This is a genomic window from Rathayibacter sp. AY1D2 (assembly GCF_002932695.1).
Lineage (GTDB): Bacteria > Actinomycetota > Actinomycetes > Actinomycetales > Microbacteriaceae > Rathayibacter.
Map to the genome: position 1 here is coordinate 44,827 of NZ_PSVX01000010.1, position 23,951 is coordinate 68,777.

Consider the following 23,951-nt stretch of genomic DNA (forward strand, 5'->3'; position numbering starts at 1 on the left):
CTCCGCCTTGCGGAGAACGCCGCGACGCACGATCAGCCCACTCCAGACGGGGGGCGCCGGCTTCGCGGCGACAGCGTCGGGCGCGACGCCGCCGGTACCGCTTCCTCCTCCGCCTTGCGGAGAGCGCCGTGACGCACGATCAGCCCTCTCCGAACGGGAGCGCCGCGCAGGCTTCGCGGCGACGGCGAGGGCGCGAGATCGCCGGTACCGGCTTTGTCCTCCGCTCTGCGGAGAACACCGCGGCGCCCTCGAGCGGTCAGTTGCGGGAGATGCGGGGGGCGTAGCCGGCGTCGGTGAGGACCTGGATGACGCGGTCGGCGTGCTCGGGGCCGCGGGTCTCGACGCTGATCTCGATCTCGACCTCGCTGATCTGCAGGCCCCGGCCGTGCCGGGTGTGCAGCACCTCGACCACGTTCGCGTTCGCCTCCGAGATGAGCTCCGCGATGCGCGACAGCTGCCCCGGACGATCCGGCAGCCCGATGCTCATCTTGAGGTAGCGCTCCGACGCGGCCAGGCCCCGGCTGATCACCCGCTCCATCATCAGCGGATCGATGTTGCCGCCCGACAGGATGACCGCGGTCGCTCCGGCGTCGCGGATCTTCCCCGTCAGGATCGCCGCGATGCCCACCGCGCCCGCGGGCTCCACCACGAGCTTCGCCCGCTCCAGCAGCACCAGCAGAGCCCGGGCGATGTCGTCGTCCTCGACGGTGACGACCTCGTCCACCATCTCGCGGACGATCGCGAAGTTCAGCTGCCCCGGCTTCGCCACGGCGATGCCGTCGGCGATCGTCGGAGAGATCGTGATCGCGGTCGGCTCGCCGCTCGCGAGCGAGAGCGGGTACGGCGCCGCGTTGGCCGCCTGCACGCCGATGACGCGGAGCGTGCGCCCCTCCTCGGCCGCCTTCTGCTTGGCCGCCGACGCGACCCCGGCGATGAGGCCGCCTCCGCCGATGGGCACCACGATGGTCTCGACGGCGGGGGCCTGCTCGAGGATCTCGAGGCCGACCGTGCCCTGGCCGGTGATCACGTCGGGGTGGTCGTAGGGAGGAACGAAGACCGCGCCCGTGCGCTCGGCGAACTCCGCCGCCGCCGCGAGCGCCTCGTTGAAGATGTGGCCGCTCAGCACCACGTCCGCGCCGTAGTCGCGGGTGGCTGCGAGCTTGGGCAGCGCGACGCCGATCGGCATGAAGATCGTGGCCTTGATCCCCAGCTCCCGCGCCGCGTAGGCGACGCCCTGCGCGTGGTTGCCGGCCGAGGCCGCCACGACTCCGCGGGCCCGCTCCTCCGGGGTGAGCCGCGACATCCGGAACACCGCTCCGCGGATCTTGTAGGAGCCGGTGCGCTGGAGGTTCTCGCACTTGAGGAACACGGGCGAGCCGAGGACCTGCGCGAGGAAGGTGCTCGTCTCCATGGGGGTGGCGGCGATGACGGGGGCGAGGACGGCGCGGGCCGCCTCGAACTCGTGGAGGGCGGGTCCGACGACGCGACTAGTCTGCATGCTCTGCGGCAACTCTCTCGGGGGTTAGGGTCGGCGAGCGCCAGGCTCCGCTCGCGACGTACTTGACCATGACGTTGAGCGTGGCCACGACGGGCACCGCGAAGAAGGCGCCGGCGATGCCGCCGATGATCGAGCCTCCGGCCACCGCGAGCACGACGGCCAGCGGGTGGACCTTGACCGCCGACCCCATGATCAGCGGCTGGAGGATGTGGCCCTCGAGCTGCTGCACCGCGAGGACGACGATCAGCAGGAAGAGCGCGATCAGCGGTCCGTTGTAGACCAGCGCGATGAAGACGGCCAGCGCCCCCGTCACCACGGCACCGATGACCGGCACGAAGGAGCCGAGGAAGACGAGCACGCCGATCGGGATGGCCAGCGGGACGCCGAGGAGGAAGGAGCCGAGGCCGATGCCGACCGCGTCGACGAAGGCGACCAGGATCTGCACCTTCACGAAGTTGGTCAGCGTCACCCACCCTGCGCGACCGGCGCCGTCGACGGCTCCGCGGGCGCGGCGCGGGAAGAGGCGGACGACCCAGCTCCAGATGTTCGGCCCGTCGATGAGGATGAACAGCGTCGAGAAGAGGGTGAGCAGCACGCCCGTCAGCAGGTGGCCGACGGTCGAGCCGACGCTGAGCGCGCCGCTGACCAGCATCCCCGAGTCCTGCTGCAGGGCCGTGAGCGCCTGCTGCGCGTACTGGTTGATGTCGGTCTCGGTGAGGTGGAGCGGCGACTCGAGGAGGAAGGCCTTGAAGTCGTCGTAGGACTGCACCGTCTGCCGGCTGAGGTCGTCGAAGCCGGAGTAGACCTGGGTGACGACGAGGAAGAGGAGCCCGCCGATCACCACGACGATCCCCAGCTCCGCCAGGACGACGGCGGCCCACTTGGGCCAGCGGTGGCGCTGGAGGAAGCTCGAGAACGGCACGAGCAGGGCGGCGATCACGATCGCGAGCAGGAGCGGGATGACGATCAGCCGCAGCTCGATGACGAGCAGCACCAGCACCGCGAGCGCCGCGACCACGACGAGGACGCGCCAGGCCCAGGCGCCGGCGATGCGCATCCCGTCGCTCACGAAGGCCGAATCGGCGACGGGAGCGGGCCGGGAGGGGGCGGCCGGGGCGACGGGCGCGGCGGGCTGGACGGCGCGCGGGCCGGAGGTGCGGCGGGACCTGCCGAGTCTCATCTGCCCAGACTAGGCCCCGGCGCATACCCCGCGCGGTATCCCCGGGGAGTGCTCATGCGGCGGCGCCGACCGCCGCCTGCTCCGGTGCCGGACCGACCGCGACCGGGCGCCGCGCGGGCAGCACGCCGACCCGCTCCCCCGGCTCGAGGCGGTGACCCGACGCGTGCTGGACGGTGACCTCCTCGCCCGTCGACAGCCGGACGGTCGAGCGCCGCACCGGCCCCAGGAAGCTCGAGGCGAGGACGACTCCGGGCAGGGAGTCGGGAGCGCCGTCGGCCACGACGGCGAGGTCCTCGGGGCGGAGGAACACCGACACGGGACCGTCGGCCGCCGCCGCGTCGACGAGCGGCAGGCGCACGCCGAGCGCGAGGACCGATCCCGACGAGACCGTCCCCGCGACCACCGTCGAGAGGCCGACGAAGCGGGCCGTGAAGGCGGTCGCCGGGCGCGCGTAGAGGTCCTCCGGTGCACCCAGCTGCTCGATGCGCCCGGCGTTCATCACCGCGACGCGGTCGGCGACGGCGAGCGCCTCCTCCTGGTCGTGCGTGACGAAGAACGTGGTGATGCCGATCTCGGACTGCAGGCGCTTGATCTCGTCGCGCAGCTGGACGCGGACCTTCGCGTCCAGGGCCGACAGCGGCTCGTCCAGCAGCAGCACCCGCGGCCGCGTGACGAGGGCGCGCGCGAGCGCCACCCGCTGCTGCTGGCCGCCGGAGAGCTCGTGCGCGTAGCGGTCGCCGAGGGCGCCGAGGCCCACGACCTCCAGCGCCTCCCCCGCGGCCGCCCGGCGCTCGCGCGCCCCGACTCCCCGGGTGCGCAGCCCGAACTCGACGTTCTCGCGCGCCCGCAGGTGCGGGAAGAGCGAGTACGACTGGAAGACCATGCCCATGTCGCGCTTCGCGACGGGGACGTGGGCGACGTCCTCCTCGTCGACGAGGATCCGCCCCGCGTCGATCCGCTCGAGACCACTGAGGGCGCGCAGGGCTGTGGTCTTGCCGCAGCCGGAGGGGCCGAGCAGCGCGATGAACTCACCCGGGGCCACGTCGAACGAGACGCCGTCGAGCGCTCGCGCGGAGCCGTAGTGCCGCTCCACGTCGACGAAGCGCACGCGGGCGCCGGGGAGGGTGGGAGCGGTCACGAGGAGCCTTTCGAGGAGCGCGCCCGGCCCGTCGGCAGGCCGATCCGCGCGAGGCGGCCGATCCCGATCAGGAGGGCGAAGGCGAAGAGGAGGGAGAGCAGCGAGAAGATCACGGCGACGTAGGCGTCGGACTTCGACACCTGCACCAGGCCGGTCTGGAGGGTGGTGCGGCTGAGGAGCGAGGCGATCGTGTACTCGCCGAGAACGACTGCGACGGTGATCAGCGCGGCCGCGACCAGGCCCCGGCGCAGGTTCGGCAGGAGGACCCTCCCGAGCACCGCGAGCGGGCCCGCGCCGAGCGAGCGGGCCGCCTCCGAGAGCGTCACGGCGTCGAGACCGGCGAGGTCCGCCGCCACGGCGCGGTAGGCGTAGGGCAGGACCAGCACCCCGTAGGCGAGAGCGAGCGTCCACGGCGCGGAGCCGGCGAGCTCGGTGACCACGGAGTAGACCGGCGCGAGGCCGACGACGAGGACGATGGCGGGCACGGTCAGCGGGAGCAGGCAGACCAGCTCCAGAGCCCGGCGCAGGCGCGGGAGCCGGATCTCGACGAGCAGCATCGTCGGCACCAGCAGGACCAGGACGATGAGGGCGGTGACGACGGCGAGGACCAGCGAGTTTCCGATCCCCTGGAACAGCGAGCGGTAGGCGCGCTCGTTCTCCGGGTCGAGGATCGCCGTCCAGTGCGAGAGGTCGTGGCCGCCGGCGCCGCGGAGCGTGAACTCCGCCATCGCGACGATCGGAACGGCGAACACCAGCCCGGTGATCACGAGCACCGCCCCGGACAGGAGCCGCGCGGGCCTCATCGCTGCCACCGCCTGGCCCGGCGCTGCAGCAGCGCGTACCCGGACATCAGGACCACCATCACCGCGAGCATCCCGAGCGCGAGGGCGCCCGCGAGGTTCTCACGGCCCAGCACCGTCTCGCTGACCAGCGCGGCGCGGATCTGCAGCGGGACGATCTGCGCGCCCTGGCTGATCAGCGCCGCCGCGGTGGCGAAGGAGGAGAACGCGTTCGCGAACAGCAGCAGCACGCAGCCGAGGAACGACGGCGCCAGCACCGGGAGGGCCACGTGCAGCCAGTAGCCGAGCCGGCCCCCGCCGAGCACCGCGTTCGCCTCGGCCCACTCCGGACGCAGGCCCTCGAGCGCGGGCAGGAACGTGAGCACCATCAGGGGCACCTGGAAGTAGAGGTAGGGGAGGACGAGCCCGGGCAGCTGGTAGAGCCACACGCCGTCGGCGTAGAGGTCGACGCCCGCTCCCGCGAGGAGGGTGGTCACCAGCCCCTGCACGCCGATCGTCGCGATGAACGCGAACGCGAGCATCACGCCGCCGAACTGCGCGAGGACGCTCGCCGCTGCATCGACGACGGTCCGGAGCGCCCCGCGCGGATCGGAGCCGAGCAGGGCCAGGCACACGACCGCGCCCAGCACCGCGCCGACGACGGCGGTGACGGCCGAGAGCCCGAGCGACGCGCCGAAGGCGGACAGCACGACGGGATCCCCGAGCGCCAGCACGTTCGCCGTGGTGAAGCGGCCGTCTCCGTCCGTGAATCCGGTCGCCACCGCGAGGACCGTGGGGACGGCCAGGAACAGCAGGACATAGAGCGCGAAGGGGGCGACGCCCAGCACGGCCGGGGTGCCGCGCCGTCCCCGGAGCGCGGACGCCCCGGAGACGGCCTCGGCGGGAGCGGTGGTCACTGGATCGCCGCGGCCCACTTCTCGGCGAGGAGCGACGAGGCCGCCTCGGTCTGCTCCTCCGTGAACTGGACGAGGTCGGAGGGAGCGGCGCCGACGGCGTCGAGCGCGTCCTGATCGACCGTGCCGGCCTCGGTCATCGCGGCCAGGCGCACCGGGTAGGCGCCGGCGGCGAGGTAGAGGTTCTGCGCGGCGTCGGAGTAGAGGTACTCCTGCCAGAGCCGCGCGGCCGCGGGGTGCGGAGCGTCGGCGTTGACCGCCTGGTTGTAGTAGCTGCCGACGGCGGAGCCCGGGAGGACGGTCGTCGTCCACTCGCGGGTGCCCTCGTTCGCCTTCCCGGCGGCGAGGTTGTTGTAGCTCCAGTCGAAGACGACCGGGGTCTCGCCCGAGGCGATGGTGGCGTCGGTCGGGTCCAGCGGCAGGAAGTTGCCGGCGTCGTTCAGCTTCTCGAAGAAGTCGATCCCCGCCTGGACGTCGTCGGCGGAGCCGCCGGACTGGAGAGCCGCGAGCTGCACTGCGGCCGCGGCGGCTCCCGCCTGGGTCGGGTCGCCGTTGATCGCGACCGAGCCGCGGTAGTCGGCGCCGAGGAGGTCCTCGAGCGACGTGGGCGCAGGCACCGCGTCCGCGTCGAACCCGATCGACATCAGGCCGGTGTAGTCGTTGACCCAGAGGCCCGACTCCTCCTTGTTCCCCTCGGGGATGTCGTCCCAGGACTCGACCTTGTACGGCGCGAACATGTCCGTGTTCGCCAGAGCGACGGCCGGCCCCAGGTCGAACACGTCGGGAGCGGTGACCTGCCCGGCGAGGTTCTCCGCCGTGCTGATCTCCTCCGCGGAGGAGACGTCGGGGTCGGCGGAGTTCACGGTGATGCCGTACTCGTCCTCGAAGCCGCTTATCAGCTCGCCGTAGTTCGCCCAGGTGTCGGGCAGGGCGATGACGTTGAGCTCGCCCTCGGCCTTCGCGGCCTCGACCAGGGCGTCCAGCCCGCCGAGGTCCGCGGCGGACGTGGCGGACGCCGCGTCCGCGCCGCCGCCGTCGGACGAGGCGGTGGCGCCGCCGGAGCAGGCCGAGAGTGTGAAGACGAGGGCGGTGCCGGCGGCGGCGACCGCGGCGGTGCGCGACAGGCGCTGAATGGTCAAGGGTCCTCCAGGAGTCGGGTGGGCCGCCCCGGTGGGACGGCCTCGGGCACGGTAGGAGCGCCGCGAGTCGGCGAGGGAGCGCGGCGGTGAATGCCGGGCGAACGCCGGGGGCCGAATCGGGGACGGCGATGTCGGGGGCGTTCGCTAGCGTGGGCGGACCATGACCGAGCAGCTCTCCCCCGCGCTCGCGCGCCGCATCGCCCTGGCGGCGCAGGGGTTCGGCGTCCCCCGTCCCTCCCGGGTCGACGCGCGCCGGGTGCGCGCCGCCGTGGACCGGATCCGCCCGCTCCAGCTCGACTCGGTGAACGTCTTCGAGCGGAGCCACTACCTGCCGCTGCTCGCGCGGCTCGGCCCGTACGATCGCTCCCTCCTCGACGCCGCGGCCTTCTCCCCCGACGGCCCCTACGTCGAGTACTGGGCCCACGAGGCCGCCCTCGTCCGCCGCGAGGACCTCCCGCTCTACCACTGGCGGATGGAGCACTACCGCCGGGTCCGCCTGCCCGAGCACGAGGGCTGGGCCCACGAGAACCGCGCCACCCTCGACTGGCTCCGCGCCGCACTCGCCGACGGTCCCCTCCGCGCCTCCGAGATCGAGCACGAGGCCAACGTCCGCACGGGACCCTGGTGGGGCTGGTCCGACATCAAGCGCGGCCTCGAGGTCCTGTTCCGCTGGGGCGAGGTAGTGACGGCGGGGCGCACGCGCTTCGAGCGCTCCTACGGTCTCGCCGAGCGGCTCCTCCCGAGCGCGGTGCTCGACGCCGACATGCCCCTCCCCGACGCCGTCCGCGAGCTCGTGCGCCGGGCGGCCCGGGCCCACGGGATCGGCACCCTCGGCGACCTGGCCGACTACCACCGGCTGCTCCAGTCCCCCACGCGCGTCGCGATCGACGAGCTGGTCGAGGCGGGCGAGCTCGAGCGCGTCGAGGTGCGCGGCTGGGAGCGGGGCGGGCGACCCGTGCCGCTCTGGCGGCACGTCGACGCCCGACGCCCCCGCACGCTCCGGGCGGACGCGCTCCTCTCGCCGTTCGACCCCGTGGTCTGGCACCGGCCGAGGGCCGAGCTGTTCTTCGGCTTCCACTACCGGATCGAGATCTACACCCCGGCCGAGCAGCGGGTCCACGGCTACTACGTCCTCCCCGTGCTCCTCGACGACGTGATCGCTGCACGGGTCGACCTCAAGAGCGAGCGCAAGCGCCGGGTCCTCCTCGTGCAGGCCGCCTGGCTCGAGCCGGGGGCCCCGGCCGACACGCCGGAGCGGCTCGCCGCGCTGCTGGTCGAGGCGGCGGCCTGGCAGCGCCTCGACGCCGTCGAGGTCGTCGGTCGCGGCGACCTCGCGGCCGCCCTCGCCGCAGCACTGCGGAGGATCGCGTGAGCGCGCCCGGCGGCGTCCTGGCGCTGGCGCTCTCGGAGCGCTGCGTCGCCCGTCTGCTCGAGCGCGGGAGCGTCGTCGGGGTCGGCACGGGCGAGCTCGCCCACGCGGCCGGCGTCTCCCTCCGGACCTTCCACCGGTACCTCGGCGGGAAGGAGGACTGCGTGCGCCCGGTGCTCGCCGCCGCGATCGCCGCGATGGGACGCGCCCTCCTCGAGCGCCCGGCCGCCGAGCCGCTGAACGCGGCGCTCGGTCACGCCTTCGCCGCGGCGGCCTCCGGACCCCAGCTCGACCGCACCCTCCGGCTGATCCCCCTGCTGACCGAGACCTCGGCGATGCGCGCCGTCTGGGCGCAGTCGCTGCACGACGGCGAGGAGGCGCTGACGCCGTTCCTCGCGGAGCGGATGGGGCTCGGCCGCACGTCCCCGCACCGGGCGGCCGTCCTGGCCACCGTCGTCCTCGCCCTGGTCCGGCGGGCGCTGGTCGACGCGGCCGCGAGCGGCATCGACCCGGCGCCGGTCTTCGCCGAGTACCTGACGACCGTCGACGGCGGTCCGCTCGCGGCTCCGACCGGATGACGTTCCGTCCGGCGCGGTGACGCGTGCCCCGCTGCCCGGGGTGAGATCCGGGCGGGCGGCGATCGGCGACGGGGCGGCCGCCGGATCGTCCTGCTAGAAGCGCGAGCCCATCTCGGAGAGGCGGGCGACGCGATCCGCGATCGGCGGGTGGGTCGCGAAGAGGCGCGCGACCACTCCCGGCTTCGACGGGTCGGCGATCCAGAGGTGCGCCATCGAGCTGTTCTGCCGCTGCATCGGCCGGCCCGCGGACTCGAGCTTGAGCAGGGCGCGGGCGAGGGCGTCGGGGTGGCGGGTCGTCAGCGCGCTGGTCGCGTCGGCGAGGTACTCGCGCTGACGGGAGATCGAGAGCTGCACGACCGAGGCGACGATCGGCGCGAGGACCATCGACACCAGCCCGACGATCAGGAGCGCCGGGTTGCCCCCGCCGTTGCCGTTGCCGCCCCGCCCGAAGAAGGCCAGGCGGAGGAAGGCGTCCGAGAGGAAGCCCACCGCGACGACGAGACCGAAGACGATCATCGAGACGCGGATGTCGTAGTTGCGGACATGGCCCAGCTCGTGGGCCATCACGCCCTCCAGCTCGGCGTCGTCCATGATCGCGAGCAGGCCGGTCGTCGCGGCGACGACGGCGTGCTCGGGATCACGGCCGGTCGCGAACGCGTTCGGCGCCGGGTCGTCGATCAGGTACACCTTCGGCATCGGCGTGCCCGTCGCGATCGAGAGGTTCTCGACGATGCGGTAGAGCCTCGGCTCGTCCGCCTTCTCCACCGCCACGCCGCCGCTGAGCGCGACCGCCTGGCGAGCGGCGAAGAAGTACTGGACGAACGCGTACGCGGCGGCGATCACGAGCACCACCACGACGATCGTCGTGCTGCGGTAGACCGCTGCCGCCAGGGCGCCCAGGCCGCCGATGATCGCCAGGAACAGGACGAGGATCAGGACCGTGTTGCGCTTGTTGCGGGCGATCGCGCTGTACACGGCGGCTGCCTAGAACTGGACGCGCGGGGGCTCCGAGATCGCGGCGAGATCGCCGACCTCGAAGAACTCGCGCTCCGAGAAGCCGAGCCGGCGCGAGAAGAGCGTGTTCGGGAAGACCTTCACCTTGGTGTTCATCTCGCGCACGCCGCCGTTGTAGAAGCGCCGGGCCGACTGAATCTTATCCTCGGTGTCGACCAGCTCGCCCTGCAGCTGGAGGAAGTTCTGGCTCGCCTGCAGTTGGGGGTACGCCTCCGCGACCGCGAAGATCGACTTCAGAGCGCTCTGCATGTGGTCCTCGGCGACCGACGCCTCCGCCGGGCCCTGGGCCTGCAGCGTCTCGGCGCGAGCCTGCGTCACCGACTCGAAGACCTGGCGCTCGTGCGAGGCGTAGCCCTTCACGGAGTCGATCACGTTGGGGATCAGATCCGCGCGGCGCTTCAGCTGGACGGTGATGTCGCTCCACGCCTCGTCGACGCGGACGTTGAGGGTGACCAGCGAGTTGTACGTCGCCCAGAGGTAGACCCCGAGGATGACGACGAGCGCGACGACGACGATGAGCGGGACGAGCCATTCCATGCCGTCCAGTGTAGGGACGGCGCGCTCCCCGGCACCTGTCGATGAGGCGCATTCGCAGGGGCGGGTCGGCCCTACTTGAGGGTCTTCTGCAGCAGGACGGTGCTGAGCCAGCGCTCGAACTTGAAGCCGACGCGGCCCATCCGGCCGACCTCGACGAATCCGAACTGCGCGTGCATCGCCAGCGACGCCTCCGCGCCCTTGTCGGCGATGACGGCCATGATCTGACGGATCCCCACGGCCTTCGCGCGCTCGAGGAGCTCGGCCATCAGCGCCCGGCCGAGGCCCTTGCCCGTGGAGGCCGCCCGCAGGTAGATCGAGTTCTCCACGGTGAAGCGGTACGCCCGCTTGGAGGACCACGGCGACACCATCGCGTAGCCGAGGATCTGGCCCGACGGCGAGACGGCCACGATGAAGGGCAGCCCGAGCTTCTGGTTGCGGGAGAACTTCGTGCGCCACTCCTTCAGCGTCGAGTCGTCCTCGTCGAAGGTCACCACCGTGTTGCGCACGTAGTGGTTGTAGATCTCGCGGATGTCCGGAAGGTCGGCGTCGCGGGCGTCGCGGATCTGGAACGAGAAGCCGGGCTCGGGAGGCGGTGCCTTCCGCAGGTGCGGCGGCAGGACGCGCCGGCTCTCATACTCTTCCTCAAGCATCCGGCTCCCCTTCGGCTCCGCCCATCGATCCGGGCCAGCGTAGCCGCCCCGCGGGCGAGCGCCCGGTCACGCGAGAGCGCTCCAGTCGACCGGCTCCGCGCCGCGCTCCTCCAGAAGGGCGTTGGCGCGGCTGAACGGCCGGGAGCCGAAGAAGCCGCGCGAGGCCGACAGCGGGCTGGGGTGCGCGCTCTCGATCACTCCGGCCTCCCCCAGCATCGGGCGGAGCGACGCGGCGTCGCGGCCCCAGAGGATCGCGACGAGAGGCGCGTCCCGGGCGGCCAGCGTGCGGATCGCGTGCTCGGTGACCGCCTCCCAGCCCTTCCCGCGGTGCGAGGCGGGAGAGCCGGGGGCGACGGTGAGGACCCGGTTGAGCAGCATCACGCCGCTCGAGGTCCAGCCGCTGAGGTCGCCGTGCTCGGGCGGCTCGACGCCGAGGTCGTCCCGGAGCTCGCGGTGGATGTTCTGCAGGCTCCTCGGCAGCGGGCGCACGTGGCGCTCGACCGCGAAGGACAGCCCGATCGGGTGCCCGGGCGTCGGGTACGGGTCCTGTCCGACGATGAGGACGCGCACGTCCGCGAGCGGGGCGGCGAAGGCGCGGAGCACGTCGCGGCCCGCGGGGAGGTAGGGCCGACCGGCCGCGACCTCGCCGCGGAGGAAGTCGCCCATCGCGGCGATGTCCCCGGCGACGGGGGCGAGGGCCTCCGCCCAGCCCCTGTCGATCAGTCCCGAGGCCGCGAGCTCAGCGAGGTCCACCGGGTCAGCCCGCCGCGAGCGTCGCGACGACGACTCCGGCGTCGCTGCCGCTCACGCGCCACACCGAGCCGGCGCCGCCGACGCGGAGCGCGCCGGTGCCGACGATCAGCACGGTGGACTCGTCGAGCGCGACGCCGCCGTCGACCAGGCCCGCCTCGACGGCCGCGACCAGGCGGCCGAGGGTCCCCCACTGCGCCGCGTGCACGTCGACCGTCACGTCGATGAGGCCGATGCCCTCGAGCACCGTGACCTCGTCGAGCTCCTCCGCCGCGCCCTCCGGGACGACGGCGACACCGCCGATCCGGTGGCCGCCGACGAGGGCGCGATCGGCTGCGACGGCGGCTCCCGCCGAGTAGCCGGCGTACGGCACTCCGGAGGAGACGAGATCGCGCAGCCGCGGGAAGCAGGCCTCGAGCGCGTCGCGGTAGGCCGGGGTCAGCCCTCCGCCGACGAAGATCCCGTCGACGTCGTCGAAGACCGCGGGATCGATCCGGCCGCCCTCCGGCTTCATCACGGCGAACGCGTCGAGCGGGCCGACCGTCGCGAGCAGTGCCGCGTAGCCGGCGTAGGCCTCGGGGCCCAGCCCGTCGTGGACGACGACGATCGCGATGCGCGGGCCCTCGATCCGGCCGGCGTCGACCGCGTGGGCGCGCGCCTCCGCGAGGAACGCCCCGTACAGCTGCTGGTCGTGCTCGACGCCGCCTCCGCCGCCGATCAGGTGGACGCTCACTCGTCGTCCTCGGCGAGGGCTCCGTCCACCGGGGGCAGAGCCGACCAGGGGAAGACGATCCAGCGCGGGGTGCGGCGCCAGAAGAAATCGGGCTCGAGCACCGTGCGCGGCTTCGTGTAGAGGGTCACGGTGCGCACCTCGGCACCCATCGCGCGAATGAGCTTCACCGAGAGGGCGAGGGTGTGGCCGGAGTCGGAGACGTCGTCGACCAGGAGGATGCGCTTGCCGCGCACGGACGCCTCGTCGAGCAGCGGCGGCAGCACCACGGGCTCCGCCAGTCGCGCCTCGACGCCGGTGTAGAACTCGACGTTCAGCGCGCCGCAGCTCTTGATGCCGAGCGCGTAGGCCACGGCGCCCGCGAGGAGCAGACCGCCGCGCGCGATGGCGACGACCAGCTCCGGCCGGTAGCCCGACGCGACCACGTCGTCGGCCAGGTGCCGAGCGGCGTCGCCGAACTCGAGCCAGCCGAGCACCTCCTTCTCCGTGGCGGCGAGGAGGGCGGCGGAGTCGTCGGCGTCGGAAACCATGAGGGACAGGCTAGGCCGTCGCGGGCCTCCGCGTCACATCGGTCAGGCGCGCGGGGCCAGGGGTCCCTTCGCGACCTTGTGCGGGGCCGCCTGCGCGACCGGCTTGATGGTCACCAGGTCGAGGTTGACGTGGGCGGGGAGCTCCACCGAGGAGACGATCGCGGCGGCGACGTCCTCCGCGACCAGCGGGTCGGGGACCTCGGCGTAGACCGCGTCGGCGCGCTCCCGGTCGCCGCCGAAGCGGACCAGCGAGAACTCGTCCGTGTGCACCATCCCCGGCGCGATCTCGATCACGCGGATCGGCTCGCCGGCCAGCTCGAGCCGCAGCACGGCGACCAGCGCGTGCGCGGCGTGCTTGGCGGCGTTGTACCCGCCTCCGCCCTCGTAGGCGACGTGGCCGGCGATCGAGGTGACGGTCACGATGTCCGCGGAGGTGCCGCTCTCCCGGATCCCGGCCCGCAGCAGCGGGAGCAGCGCGCTGGTCACGAGCTTCACCGAGAGCACGTTGATCTCGAACATGCGGCGCCAGTCCTCGGGGTCGGACCTCTCGACCGAGTCGAGTCCGAGCGCACCGCCCGCGTTGTTCACGAGCGCGTGCACGGGCCCGGAGGAGGCGAGGTGGTCGCGCAGAGCGTCGACCTGGGCGGCGTCGGTGAGGTCGGCGGCGAAGTACCCGGCGCCGGTCTCGGCGGCGAGCGCCTCCAGCCGGTCGCGCCGGCGCGCGACGGCGACGACCTCCCAGCCGTGCTCGCGGAACAGGCGGACCGTGGCCGCCCCGATCCCTGAACTCGCTCCTGTCACGACAACGCGTCGATCCACGCCCGTCCCCTTCCGTCAAGCCTCGGACACCCTCGACTCCGTCGTCGCAGCCCAACGCTAGTCTGGCCGCGTGCCGCCCGCCGACCCGGTTCCCGCGACCGCCGGGACAGCCGTCACCCCGAAGCGCCGCGTGCCCCTCTGGGACAACGCGCGCTTCGTCTGCGTGACCCTCGTCGTGATCGGGCACGGCGTCCAGAGGCTGACGGCCAACTCCGACACCTCGCTCATCGTCTACCTGACGATCTACGCCTTCCACATGCCGGCGTTCGCGATCATCTCGGGCTACTTCTCCAAGAGCGGCGCACCGAGCGGGCGCGCGATGCGGCGGGTGCTGACCGACATCCTCCTGCCCTACCTGATCATGGAGACGATCTGGACCCTGGTGCAGTTCCTGGTCGAGGGGAAGCAGGAGTTCAACCCGACGAAGCCGAGCTGGACGCTGTGGTTCCTGCTCGCGCTGGGCATCTTCCGCCTCGTCCTCCCCTACCTGGCGCTACTGCGCTGGCCGCTGCTGATCAGCGTGGTGCTCGCGGTCGGGGTCAGCTACTACGACAACATCGACTCGACCTTCTCGCTCGCACGCGCGATCGGGATCCTGCCGTTCTTCGTGTTCGGCTGGCGCCTGCGCGGCTTCGCCCCCGGCGGCCGCTCCGCCGTCGAGCGCTGGCTCGACCAGCCGCCGTCGCGGGTCCTCCTCGCCCGGATCCTCGCCGTCGTCCTCTTCGCGGTCACGGCGGTCGTCATGACCGTCAACATCGAGGCGTTCCGAGCGGCGGACCTGCGCTACTGGTTCTTCTACGACCGCCCCTACGACGCCCTCGGCGAGACCCAGTGGTGGGCCGGGCTGGTGCGGCTGGCCCTGATGGCCGGAGCGGTCGTGCTCTCGCTCGCGCTCTTCGCGCTGGTTCCGCGCCGCCGCACCCCGCTCACCGCCTGGGGGCAGTCGACGATGTACGTCTACCTCCTCCACAGCTTCGTCCTCTATCCGCTGCGGGAGTCCGGGATCCTCTCGCGGACGGAGAGCACGCTCGCCCTCGGGCTGATGATCGTGTTCTGCATCGCGGTCTCGGTCGCGCTCTCACTGGGCTGGACCCGCACCGTCTTCCACCGGCTGGTCGAGCCCCGCGCGGCCTGGCTCTTCGCCCCGGCGGCCGACGAGAGGCCCCGGCGCCCGGACCGCGCCGACCCCACGGGCGCCAAGCGCGACCGGCAGCCCGAGCGGCGCTGACGGCCGTTACCCCGTGTGTCGGCGGTCCTGGCCGCCCGGCGGGCCCCCCGCGTACGCTCGTCGCGACGGAGAACGGCCCCGTCACCGACCCCGACGATCCGATGGGAAGCACCATGACCGACTCCGAGAAGTGGCAGTTCGAGACCAAGCAGATCCACTCGGGCGCCGCCCCGGACCCGGTGACCAAGGCCCGCGCGACGCCGATCTACCAGACCACCTCCTACGTCTTCGACAACGCGGAGCACGCCCAGAACCTGTTCGCGCTGGCCGAGTTCGGGAACATCTACACCCGCATCCAGAACCCGACCCAGGCGGTCGTGGAGGAGCGGCTCACCGCCCTCGAGGGCGGCTCCGGCGCCCTGCTGCTCGCCTCGGGCCAGGCCGCCGAGACCGCGGCCGTGCTGAACATCGCCCAGGCCGGCGACCACATCGTCTCGTCGTCCTCGATCTACGGCGGCACCTACAACCTCTTCAAGTACACCCTCGCCAAGCTCGGCATCGAGACGACCTTCGTCGAGAACCAGGACGACCGCGAGGAGTGGCGCCGCGCCGTCCGCCCGAACACGAAGCTGTTCTTCGCCGAGACCGTCGGCAACCCCAAGATCAACATCCTCGACATCCGCACCGTGGCCGATGTCGCGCACGACGCCGGCGTGCCCCTGATCGTGGACAACACCATCGCGACGCCCTACCTGATCCGCCCCTTCGAGCACGGCGCGGACATCATCGTGCACTCGGCGACGAAGTTCCTCGGCGGCCACGGCACGGTCATCGGCGGAGCGATCGTCGACGGCGGCCGCTTCTCGTGGACCGCGAACGCCGAGCGCTTCCCCGGCCTCACCACGCCGGACGAGTCGTACCACGGCGCCGTCTACACGGACGCGGTCGGCGACTCCCTCGCCTACATCATCAAGGCCCGCGTGCAGCTGCTGCGCGACCTCGGCGCCTCGATCGCCCCGGCGAGCGCCTGGCAGCTCATCCAGGGCATCGAGACCCTCTCGCTCCGGATCGAGCGCCACGTGCAGAACGCGCAGGAGATCGCGGAGTACCTCGAGAACCACTCCGACATCGCCTCGGTGAACTACTCGGGCCTGCCCACCTCGCCCTGGTACGCCGCGGCCAACCGCTACGCGCCGAAGGGCGTGGGCGCGGTGCTCTCTTTCGAGCTCAAGGGCGGAGTGGACGCCGGTCGGGCCTTCGTCGACTCGCTGGAGCTGTTCTCGCACCTGGCCAACATCGGCGACGTCCGCTCGCTCGTCATCCACCCCGCGTCGACCACGCACTCGCAGCTCTCGCCCGAGCAGCAGCTGACCGCCGGCGTCACTCCGGGCCTGGTGCGCCTGTCGGTGGGACTCGAGAACGTCGACGACCTCCGCGCCGACCTCGACCAGGCCCTCCGCGCCGCGCGCGCCGTCGTCGAGGCCTCCCGCGCGAACGCCTGAGGCCCCTCGGCGCCCTGACGGGGTCCCCGTCCGCGGGGATCGCGTCGGGGCGCTCCGCGCGCGGGCGGAGGAGCGCGGGAGCAGGGCGTAACAAACGGCTCCGCCCCGCGGCGCTCTGACACGATGGACAGCGCTATGGACTGGCAGCAGACACTCGAGGACACGGTCCCGTCGGCGTTCGTCACCGAGCGCCAGCTCCTCTCGGTCATCGGCAAGCCGCCCGCCACCGGAGCCTGGCGCGACGGCGACCCCCCGGGCGGACGCCGCTTCGTCGACCTCGGCCCGTTCGACTTCGAGGCGGGCGGCCGCCTCCCCCACGCCCGCATCGCCTACGAGAGCTGGGGCGCTCTGAACGAGCGCCGCGACAACGCCGTCCTCGTCCTGCACGCGCTGACCGGCGACTCCCACCTGCTCGGCCGCGGCGATCCCGGCCACGCGACGGACGGCTGGTGGTCGGGACTCGTCGGCCCCGGCCTCGTCATCGACACCGACCGCTTCTTCGTGGTCGCCCCGAACATGCTCGGCGGCTGCCAGGGCTCCACCGGGCCCGCGTCCCTCGCCCCCGACGGCCACGAGTGGGGCGCACGGTTCCCGTACACGAGCATCCGCGACCAGGTGCGGGCGCAGGTGCAGTTCAGCGACCTGCTCGGCGTCGAGCGCTGGCACACCGTCATCGGCGGCTCGATGGGCGGGATGCAGGCGCTGGAGTGGGGGATCGACCACGCGGAGCGGGTCGCGCGCCTCGCGGTCCTGGCCGCTCCCCCGCGGGCCACGGCCGACCAGGTCGCCCTCAACTTCGTGCAGCTCGAGGCGATCCGCAACGACGCGGCCTTCGCGGGCGGCTCCTACTACGACGCCGGCGACGGCCAGGGCCCGTACCACGGCCTCGCGCTCGCCCGCCGGATGGCACTTCTCAACTACCGCAGCCCCTCCGAGCTCAACGACCGCTTCGAGCGCAGCTGGCAGTCGGGGCTCAGCCCGCTCGGCGGCGGCGGCCGCTTCGCCGTGGAGTCGTACCTCGACTTCCACGGCAACAAGTTCACGCGCCGCTTCGACGCGAACAGCTACATCACGCTCGTCGAGGCGATGAACTCGCACGACGTCGGCCGCGGCCGGGGCGGCGAGGCGGCCGCCCTCTCCCGGATCACCAGCCCGACCCTCGTCCTCGGCATCGACAGCGACCGGCTCTTCCCGGTCGAGGGCCAGCGGATCATCGCGGCGCACGCTCCCGGCGCCCTCGACGGCGGAGAGGTCGCGGTGATCACCTCGACGTTCGGCCACGACGGGTTCCTCATCGAGGACGACGCGGTCGGCGCGCACCTCGCCCGGCTGCTGGCGCATCCCGCGACGGCCTGACCCGCCCGACCCCGGCGCGGTTCGACGCCCCGAACCGCTCCGACCGGCCCGGGCAGTGGCTATCGTGAGACGGGGGCCAGCCCCGCGCCACGACCGGAGGGGGCCAGAGCGTGCCGATGATCCGCAGCGCTCGCGAGCGCGATCGGCTGCTGCGCCACTCCGCCTGCGGGATCGGCCTGCTCACGGAGGCGGGGGCGCTCGGCATGGCCCTCATCCCCGGGACGCTCCAGCCCGCCGCCGTGCCGTTCGCCGTCGCGCTGCTCCTGGGCATGATGGCCGCCCACGTCGAGCTCGCCCGGACGGGGCGCCGCAGCCGAGTGATCGCCGTCGCCGTCGGCGGCCTGCTGCTGGGCTGGGGCCTCGCGCTGGGGCTCGCTCCGGGCGCCGACTTCGCCGGGTTCGTCCTGGTCAACACCGCGAACGCCGTGACCGCGAGCATCGCCGTGATCGTGACGACGTCCGCGCGCCGACTGCTCCTGCTGCTGCCAGTGGTCCTCCCGAGCCTGATCCCGTCGGTGCTCGTCTCGAGCGGCACCATGATCCCCACCGTGGTCGTCCAGAGCCTGCTGCCCTGGGGCACGCTCTGCGGATTCGCCCTCTGGATCGGCACAGCGGTCCCTCGGGTGGTGCGGCGGATCGACAGCATCGGCAACGCGCACCGTGTGGAGCGCCTCGCCAGCGAGACGGAGGCGCAGCGCCGGCAGGGTGCGCGGCTCCTGCACGACACGGTGCTGGCCACCCTCACGCTCCTCGCGCACTCGGGCCGCGGAGTGTCGGTCGACGCGCTCCGGCAGCAGGCGGCGCAGGACGCGCAGCTCCTGCGCCAGCTCCGGCTCGGCGGGACCCCCACCCCGAGCGCGTCCGGCTCCTACCAGCTGACCAGCGTCACCTCCGCCCCCGCGGCCAACACCCTCGAGACCGTCCGCAACCGCTTCGGCCGGATGGGGCTCGACGTGATCTGGCACGGCTCCGGCCAGGTGGCGCTCACCGGCGCGGCCCTCGACTCCTTCGTCCTTGCCCTGGCGGAGTGCCTCGAGAACGTGCGCCGCCACTCCGGCGTCGCCTCGGCCGACGTGACGATCACCGAGGACGAGACGACCGTCCGCGCGATGGTCACGGACGCGGGCGCGGGCTTCGACATCGCGACCGTCCCCGACACGAAGCTCGGCTTCAAGGAGTCGGTGATCGCCCGGCTCGGCGACGTCGGCGGCCGCACCAGACTGTTCAGCGCCCCCGGATCGGGGACGACCGTGGTGCTGGAGGTCCCCAAGTGAGCCCCGCGCCGGAGTCGCGGGCCCCGCTGCTGGGACGCGTGCCCGCGACGCACGGCCGCTCCTCCCGGTCCGCCCGCTCGGTCCGCCGACAGCAGGAGGGGCTCGGCACCAACTACCTCGGCAGCGGCCTCAACGGCATCGCCGCCGCGATCCTCGCCTACGAGCTGCTGATCTTCCTCTCGACCTCCGCCCGCTACAGCGACCTCGCGCCCGCGGCGATCGCCTGGGTCCTCGTCGTCCTGGCCTTCGGATCCACCGTCCTCGCGATCCACCTCGGCGGACGCCGCCTGCCGCTCCCGGTCTACCTCTGCTTCCTCGTCGCCCTCGGAGCCGCCGTCGTGCTCGACCTGGTGGCCGTGACCGACTCCGGCGCGGCCCGCACCGTCCCCACCGCCGCGGTCGCGGGCGCCGTCGCGCACGCCGCGCTGATCGTCCACCGGCGCGGGATCGAGATCCTCGCGGTGAGCGCCCTCGTCGCGATCGCCGAGGTGATCGCGTTCCTCTCGATGGAGTCGGGCGGCGCAGGCGCGCTCTCGGTGCGCATCAGCGCCCTCGTGGTGACGATCGCGCCGGCCGTCGTCGTGGTCGTGATGATGCGCGGATTCCGCCGGATGGTCCAGCTCGAGATCGACCGCGCCCTCGTGCAGAGCACCACGCTCGGCCCGCGCTACGCGGTCGGGATGCTCGCCTCGGAAGAGCTCGCACGGCTCGACCTCGCCGCCGAGCGCCTCCTCGCCGAGGTGGGCGACGGCTCGGTCCGCCTGCCCCTCGACGCCCAGCGCGCCGCCCACGCGACCTCGCTCGCCACCCAGCTCCGCCTCCACCTCATCGAGGGGCGGCGCGAGACCTGGCTGCACCATGCCGTGCTCGAGTCCGAGCTGCTCGCGCCGCTCGTCGAGCTCGACGACCCGGACGGCACCGCCGGACTCCTCGGGCACCAGCAGCGCGACGGGCTCCTCTCGGCGATCTGGCTGATGGCCGACAGCGCGACCGGGCTCGCCGTGGTCCTCCACGTCGAGTCGGGCAGCCCCCGCGATCCCGGAGCCGGGACGGCCGCCCGAGGACTGCTCGTGCCGATCACGCTCCGCTCCTCAGGCGCGCCCTTGCGCGGCGTCGATCCTGCGACGTGGGAGGCTATCGCTCAGGTCGGCGTCTTCCGCGACACCTCGCGCGACGGAGAGCTCCGGATCGAGATCGACTGCCTGGTCGAGAATCCCGCCGACCGGTGAGCAGCCGCCGAGAGACCGCCGACGACCGCCGACCGAAGGACACCGATGACACCCACCGCTGACGCGAAGATCACTCTCGCGGTCGTGGACGACCACAAGATGCTCCTCGGAGCGCTCACGGAGTGGATCCGCGGAGCCGCCTCCGACATCCAGCTGGTGGCCGCGGTCGCCTCCTGGCCCGAGCTGCTCACGCACCCCGAGTTCCCCGTCGACGTCGTCCTCCTCGACCTCGACCTCAAGGACAACATCCCGATCTCGGTGAAGCTTTCGACCCTCAAGACCACCGGGGTGAAGACCGTGCTGATGAGCACCTACTCCGAGCCCGCCGTGGTCCGCGAGGCACTCGCCTCCGGAGCCCTCGGCTACCTCGTGAAGACCGAGGACGCGGACATGATCGTCGAGGCGATCCGCGCGGCCAAGGACGGCCACTCCTACATCTCGCACGAGCTCGACATGGCGCTCTCCACCGGCGACTCCGACGGAGCGCCGAAGCTCAGCGCGCAGGAGCGCCGCGTGATGGCTCTCTACGGCGGCGGCGAGCCGGTGAAGTCGGTCGCGTTCGAGCTGGGCATCTCGGAGGAGACGGCGAAGTCGTACCTCAAGCGGATCCGCGAGAAGTACCGCGTCGTCGGCATCGACGTCGGCACGAAAGTGGCGCTCCGCAAGCGCGCCATCCACGACGGGATCCTCATCGAGACGGACTGAGTCCTCTTCCGTGGCGGTCCCTGCCCGCCACGGCGCGGTCGGCTTCACGACGTGGTGCGTTCCCCAGAGCGGGGTGCGTCGCCCGGCATCGATCCGCTGGCACGCGGATCGCTGTCGGCGGGCTCCACGAGGGCGCGGCGGTCCCCGCCCGCCGCGGCGCGGTCGACTTCACGACGTAGTGCGTTCCGCAGAGCGGGGCGCGTCGCCCGAGCATCGATCCGCCGGTACGCGGATCACTGTCGGCGGGCTCCACGAGGGCGCGGCGGTCCCCGCCCGCCACGGCGCGATCGGCTTCACGACGCGGCGCGCTCCGCAGAGCGAGGTGCGTCGCCCGGCATCGATCCGCCGGCACGCGGATCACTGTCGGCGGGCTCCACGAGGGCGCGGCGGTCCCCGCCCGCCACGGCGCGATCGGCTTCACGACGTGGCGCGTTCCGCGGAGCGAGGTGCGTCGCCCGGCATCGATCCGCTGGCACGCGGATCGCTGTCGGCGGGCTCCACCTCGTCGAGCGGCGGCCACCTGCTCCTGCAGTCGACCAGGGCGGGCGTGCCCGAGTCGTGCCGGTCGAGTCGCCGTGGGACGCGGCGCATCGAGAACCACCAGGCACGGACAACGGGTCGATGCTGGTCGAGATGCCGCGGGACGCGGGGCATCGAGAACCACCGGACCGGACTGTCAGTGCTCCTGCGGGCCGGCGTCAGGGGGCCAGGACGGCGACCGTCATGCCGGGCGTCGCGGCGGGGGCGTCCATCGCGGCGAGAGCGGCGGGCAGGTCCTCGAAGGCGATGGTGCGGCCGACGGATTCGGCGGGGCGCAGACGGCCGGCGACGATGTCGTGGAGGAGGGCCGTGTAGCCGCTCCGGGCGATGCCGTGGCTGCCCAGCAGCTCCAGCTCCTGGGCGATGACCCGGCCGAGCGGGATCGCCGGTGCGGCGTCGGGCCCGAGCAGCAGACCCACCTGCACGTGCCGGCCGCGCGGACGCAGGGCGGCGATCGACGCCTCCGCCGTGACGCTGCTGCCGACGGCGTCGATCGCCAGATGCGCCCCTCCTCCGGTCGCCGCCCGGATCGCCTCGGCGGCACCCTCGCCTCCGGGGACGGTCACCGCCCCGAGCGCGGCTGCGGCCTCCCGCGCCGGGGCGGAGACGTCCGACGCCACCACACGGGCCCCGGCCGCGAGCGCGACGATCACCGCGGAGAGGCCGACTCCGCCGCAGCCCAGCACCGCGACCCACTCCCCCGGGGCGACCCGGCCGCGCTCGTGCAGGGCGTGGTACGCGGTCCCGAAGCGGCAGCCGAGACCGGCCGCCTCGACGAAGCCGACGGAGTCGGGCAGGCGCACCAGGTTCAGGTCCGCACCCGGCACGGCCACCGCCTCGGCGAACGACCCGTCGAGGGTGAATCCCGGCTGCTGCTGCCGGAGGCACACCTGCGTCGCCCCCTCCCGGCACTGCTCGCAGTCGCCGCAGGCGAACACGAACGGCGCTGTGACCCGGTCGCCGACCGCGAAGAGCGACACCTGGGCTCCCGTCGCGATCACCGTCCCGGCGAACTCGTGCCCGGGGATCTGCGGCAGGACGACCGAGTCGTCGTGCCCCTTCCACGCGTGCCAGTCGCTCCGGCACACCCCGGTCGCCGCGACGCGGACGACGACGCCGTCGACGGGGCAGACGGGCTCCGGGACCTCGACGATCGCGGGGAGGGCGGAGAAGGACGAGTAGCTCACGGCGCGCATGCCGAGAGTCTTCCAGAGGCCCGGGCGGCGCTCTGCTTACAGTGCGTCGACCGGGATGCCGCCGGTGCCCGGCTGGGCGGGCTCGTGGTGGACCGGGTAGACCGTGCCTCGGGCGCGGTCGATCGCGATGCTGCCGAGGGCGAGCACGATTCCGGCCGCGGTCAGGCCCACGCCGACCCAGATGGGCGACAGGTAGCCCAGTCCGGCGGCGATCGTCAGGCCGCCGAGCGCGGCACCCACCGAGTTGCCGATGTTGAGGGCGGAGTGGTTGAGCGCGGCCGCGATCGTCTGGCTGTCGCGCGCCACGTCCATCAGCCGGGTCTGGATCGCGGGCGACGCGGCCGCCGAGAAGCCTGCCGAGAGGAACGCGAACACCACCAGGCCGACGACCGACGAGGCCGACAGCGCGAGCCCGATCAGCGAGACGCCGACGCCGGCGAAGAACACCACCAGCGCCCGCCGCACGTCGCGGTCGGCGGCCCAGCCGCCGACGAGGTTGCCGACGGTCATCCCGAGGCCGATGACGACCAGGATCCACGGGACCGCGCCGAGCGGCAGGCCCGTCACCTCGGTCGCGAGCGGCGAGATGTAGCTGTACATCGCGAAGAGTCCGCCGAAGCCGATGGCGCCGACGAGCAGGGTCATCCAGACCTGCAGGCGCCCGAACGCCCGCAGCTCGTTGCGGACGGTCGCCGCCGGATTCCCGGGCTGCGCGGGCACCAGAAGCTGGACGGCCACGACGGTCAGCGCGAAGAGCACCGCGACCACGAGGTAGGCGGTGCGCCAGCCGGCGATCTGCCCGACCCAGGTGATCGCGGGCACGCCGATGACGTTCGCGATCGTGAGCCCGGAGAGGACGAACGCGACTCCCTTGCCGCGCTTGCCGGGACCCATCAGGTCGGCGGCGACCAGGGAGGCGATGCCGAAGTAGGCGCCGTGCGGAAGCGCGGCGACGAAGCGCGCGGCGAGGACGAGCGGGAAGCTCGGGAGCAGCGCCGAGCCGATCGTCCCGACGGTGAAGGCGACGAGGAGGGTCAGGAGGAGCCTCTTGCGCGGCCAGCGCGCCGCTGCGGCGGCGATGGTGGGGGCGCCGACCACGACACCGAGCGCGTAGGCCGAGATCAGCATCCCCGCCTGCGAGACGGCCTGCTCCTGGCTCGCGGCCCAGACCCCGGGGAGGAGGTCGGCGGCGAGCTGCGGGAGGAGCCCCATCGCGACGAACTCGGTCGAGCCGATGCCGAAGCCCCCCATCGCGAGGGCGAGCAGGGCGAGGCGGGTCCGAGCGGGCGAGAGCGTCACCGGTCAAGGCTACTCAGGATCGGACAGATGTCGAATCGATTCGAGCACGCCCGGACA

General features: G+C 73.0%; 23 protein-coding genes. 8 read left to right on the forward strand and 15 right to left on the reverse strand.

Translation table 11 applies throughout. The annotated features are described in order from the left end of the window. Window positions 1–256: 256 nt before the first annotated feature. The 6 genes from ilvA to C5D04_RS04155 are packed head-to-tail and all read right to left on the reverse strand — an operon-like array spanning window position 257 to window position 6,648. Window positions 257–1,498, reverse strand: a complete 1,242-nt coding sequence (ilvA, locus tag C5D04_RS04130) for a threonine ammonia-lyase (RefSeq protein WP_104224429.1) — start codon at window positions 1,496–1,498, stop codon at window positions 257–259. Beyond that, window positions 1,488–2,678: an AI-2E family transporter gene (locus C5D04_RS04135; RefSeq protein WP_104347277.1), complete on the reverse strand. Its 1,191-nt coding sequence runs from the start codon at window positions 2,676–2,678 to the stop codon at window positions 1,488–1,490. The genes ilvA and C5D04_RS04135 overlap by 11 nt, the downstream gene beginning before the upstream one ends. 52 nt (window positions 2,679–2,730) lie before the next feature. Then, window positions 2,731–3,816 (reverse strand): ABC transporter ATP-binding protein, encoded by a 1,086-nt coding sequence (locus C5D04_RS04140; protein ID WP_104249531.1) that lies wholly within the window; start codon window positions 3,814–3,816, stop codon window positions 2,731–2,733. Continuing rightward, the gene (locus C5D04_RS04145) at window positions 3,813–4,619 is read right to left on the reverse strand and encodes an ABC transporter permease (RefSeq protein WP_104287618.1); all 807 of its coding nucleotides are present in this window, start codon (window positions 4,617–4,619) and stop codon (window positions 3,813–3,815) included. Before C5D04_RS04145 ends, C5D04_RS04140 begins: the two co-directional genes overlap by 4 nt. Next, window positions 4,616–5,512, reverse strand: coding sequence for an ABC transporter permease subunit (locus tag C5D04_RS04150; RefSeq protein WP_104224458.1), 897 nt, complete (start codon window positions 5,510–5,512; stop codon window positions 4,616–4,618). Before C5D04_RS04150 ends, C5D04_RS04145 begins: the two co-directional genes overlap by 4 nt. Then, the gene (locus C5D04_RS04155; RefSeq protein ID WP_104347278.1) at window positions 5,509–6,648 is read right to left on the reverse strand and encodes an ABC transporter substrate-binding protein; all 1,140 of its coding nucleotides are present in this window, start codon (window positions 6,646–6,648) and stop codon (window positions 5,509–5,511) included. Before C5D04_RS04155 ends, C5D04_RS04150 begins: the two co-directional genes overlap by 4 nt. Before the next feature lie 160 nt (window positions 6,649–6,808). On the opposite strand from C5D04_RS04155, the gene C5D04_RS04160 reads away from it, so the two are divergent. Both C5D04_RS04160 and C5D04_RS04165 read left to right on the forward strand, forming a co-directional pair. After that, on the forward strand, window positions 6,809–8,020 hold the full coding sequence (locus C5D04_RS04160; RefSeq protein ID WP_104347279.1) for a winged helix-turn-helix domain-containing protein: 1,212 nt from the start codon (window positions 6,809–6,811) through the stop codon (window positions 8,018–8,020). After that, window positions 8,017–8,595 (forward strand): TetR/AcrR family transcriptional regulator, encoded by a 579-nt coding sequence (locus C5D04_RS04165; RefSeq protein WP_104224435.1) that lies wholly within the window; start codon window positions 8,017–8,019, stop codon window positions 8,593–8,595. The genes C5D04_RS04160 and C5D04_RS04165 overlap by 4 nt, the downstream gene beginning before the upstream one ends. 93 nt (window positions 8,596–8,688) lie before the next feature. Here the strand turns inward: C5D04_RS04165 and C5D04_RS04170 are convergent, their stop codons facing one another. The 7 genes from C5D04_RS04170 to C5D04_RS04200 form a co-directional block, all read right to left on the reverse strand. Next, a complete protein-coding gene (locus C5D04_RS04170) occupies window positions 8,689–9,570 on the reverse strand; it encodes a M48 family metallopeptidase (RefSeq protein ID WP_104291577.1) in 882 nt (293 codons plus the stop codon). 9 nt (window positions 9,571–9,579) lie between these two features. Continuing rightward, entirely contained in the window at window positions 9,580–10,146 is a 567-nt protein-coding gene (locus C5D04_RS04175; RefSeq protein ID WP_104225511.1) for a LemA family protein, read from the reverse strand. A gap of 71 nt (window positions 10,147–10,217) precedes the next feature. Next, entirely contained in the window at window positions 10,218–10,796 is a 579-nt protein-coding gene (locus C5D04_RS04180) for a GNAT family N-acetyltransferase (protein ID WP_104291578.1), read from the reverse strand. Window positions 10,797–10,862: 66 nt separating this feature from the next. Continuing rightward, a complete protein-coding gene (locus C5D04_RS04185) occupies window positions 10,863–11,549 on the reverse strand; it encodes a uracil-DNA glycosylase (RefSeq protein WP_104232774.1) in 687 nt (228 codons plus the stop codon). 4 nt (window positions 11,550–11,553) lie between these two features. Beyond that, window positions 11,554–12,279, reverse strand: coding sequence for a peptidase S51 (locus tag C5D04_RS04190; protein WP_104224440.1), 726 nt, complete (start codon window positions 12,277–12,279; stop codon window positions 11,554–11,556). Further along, a complete protein-coding gene (locus C5D04_RS04195) occupies window positions 12,276–12,806 on the reverse strand; it encodes a phosphoribosyltransferase (RefSeq protein WP_104224441.1) in 531 nt (176 codons plus the stop codon). The genes C5D04_RS04190 and C5D04_RS04195 overlap by 4 nt, the downstream gene beginning before the upstream one ends. A 42-nt stretch (window positions 12,807–12,848) precedes the next feature. Next, window positions 12,849–13,625: an SDR family NAD(P)-dependent oxidoreductase gene (locus tag C5D04_RS04200; protein ID WP_258068826.1), complete on the reverse strand. Its 777-nt coding sequence runs from the start codon at window positions 13,623–13,625 to the stop codon at window positions 12,849–12,851. A gap of 70 nt (window positions 13,626–13,695) precedes the next feature. On the opposite strand from C5D04_RS04200, the gene C5D04_RS04205 reads away from it, so the two are divergent. The 6 genes from C5D04_RS04205 to C5D04_RS04230 all read left to right on the forward strand — a co-directional run bounded on the left by C5D04_RS04205 (window position 13,696) and on the right by C5D04_RS04230 (window position 20,859). Beyond that, window positions 13,696–14,853, forward strand: a complete 1,158-nt coding sequence (locus C5D04_RS04205; protein WP_258068827.1) for an acyltransferase family protein — start codon at window positions 13,696–13,698, stop codon at window positions 14,851–14,853. Between the two features lie 113 nt (window positions 14,854–14,966). After that, window positions 14,967–16,295, forward strand: a complete 1,329-nt coding sequence (locus C5D04_RS04210; protein ID WP_104237865.1) for a bifunctional o-acetylhomoserine/o-acetylserine sulfhydrylase — start codon at window positions 14,967–14,969, stop codon at window positions 16,293–16,295. Window positions 16,296–16,430: 135 nt separating this feature from the next. Beyond that, the gene (locus tag C5D04_RS04215; protein ID WP_104347281.1) at window positions 16,431–17,651 is read left to right on the forward strand and encodes a homoserine O-acetyltransferase; all 1,221 of its coding nucleotides are present in this window, start codon (window positions 16,431–16,433) and stop codon (window positions 17,649–17,651) included. A gap of 116 nt (window positions 17,652–17,767) precedes the next feature. After that, window positions 17,768–18,925 carry a sensor histidine kinase gene (locus tag C5D04_RS04220; RefSeq protein WP_104291581.1) on the forward strand — a complete coding sequence of 386 codons (1,158 nt, stop codon included), beginning with the start codon at window positions 17,768–17,770 and terminating at the stop codon, window positions 18,923–18,925. A gap of 38 nt (window positions 18,926–18,963) precedes the next feature. After that, window positions 18,964–20,154: a hypothetical protein gene (locus C5D04_RS04225; protein ID WP_146076851.1), complete on the forward strand. Its 1,191-nt coding sequence runs from the start codon at window positions 18,964–18,966 to the stop codon at window positions 20,152–20,154. 45 nt (window positions 20,155–20,199) lie between these two features. Further along, a complete protein-coding gene (locus tag C5D04_RS04230; protein ID WP_104224447.1) occupies window positions 20,200–20,859 on the forward strand; it encodes a response regulator in 660 nt (219 codons plus the stop codon). 698 nt (window positions 20,860–21,557) lie between these two features. Here C5D04_RS04230 and C5D04_RS04235 read toward each other — a convergent pair. Together C5D04_RS04235 and C5D04_RS04240 are read right to left on the reverse strand one after the other, a co-directional pair. Next, the gene (locus C5D04_RS04235) at window positions 21,558–22,595 is read right to left on the reverse strand and encodes an alcohol dehydrogenase catalytic domain-containing protein (RefSeq protein WP_104291582.1); all 1,038 of its coding nucleotides are present in this window, start codon (window positions 22,593–22,595) and stop codon (window positions 21,558–21,560) included. 36 nt (window positions 22,596–22,631) lie between these two features. Beyond that, complete coding sequence (locus tag C5D04_RS04240; protein ID WP_104291681.1) at window positions 22,632–23,846, reverse strand: MFS transporter; 1,215 nt, start codon at window positions 23,844–23,846, stop codon at window positions 22,632–22,634. Window positions 23,847–23,951 lie beyond the last annotated feature (105 nt).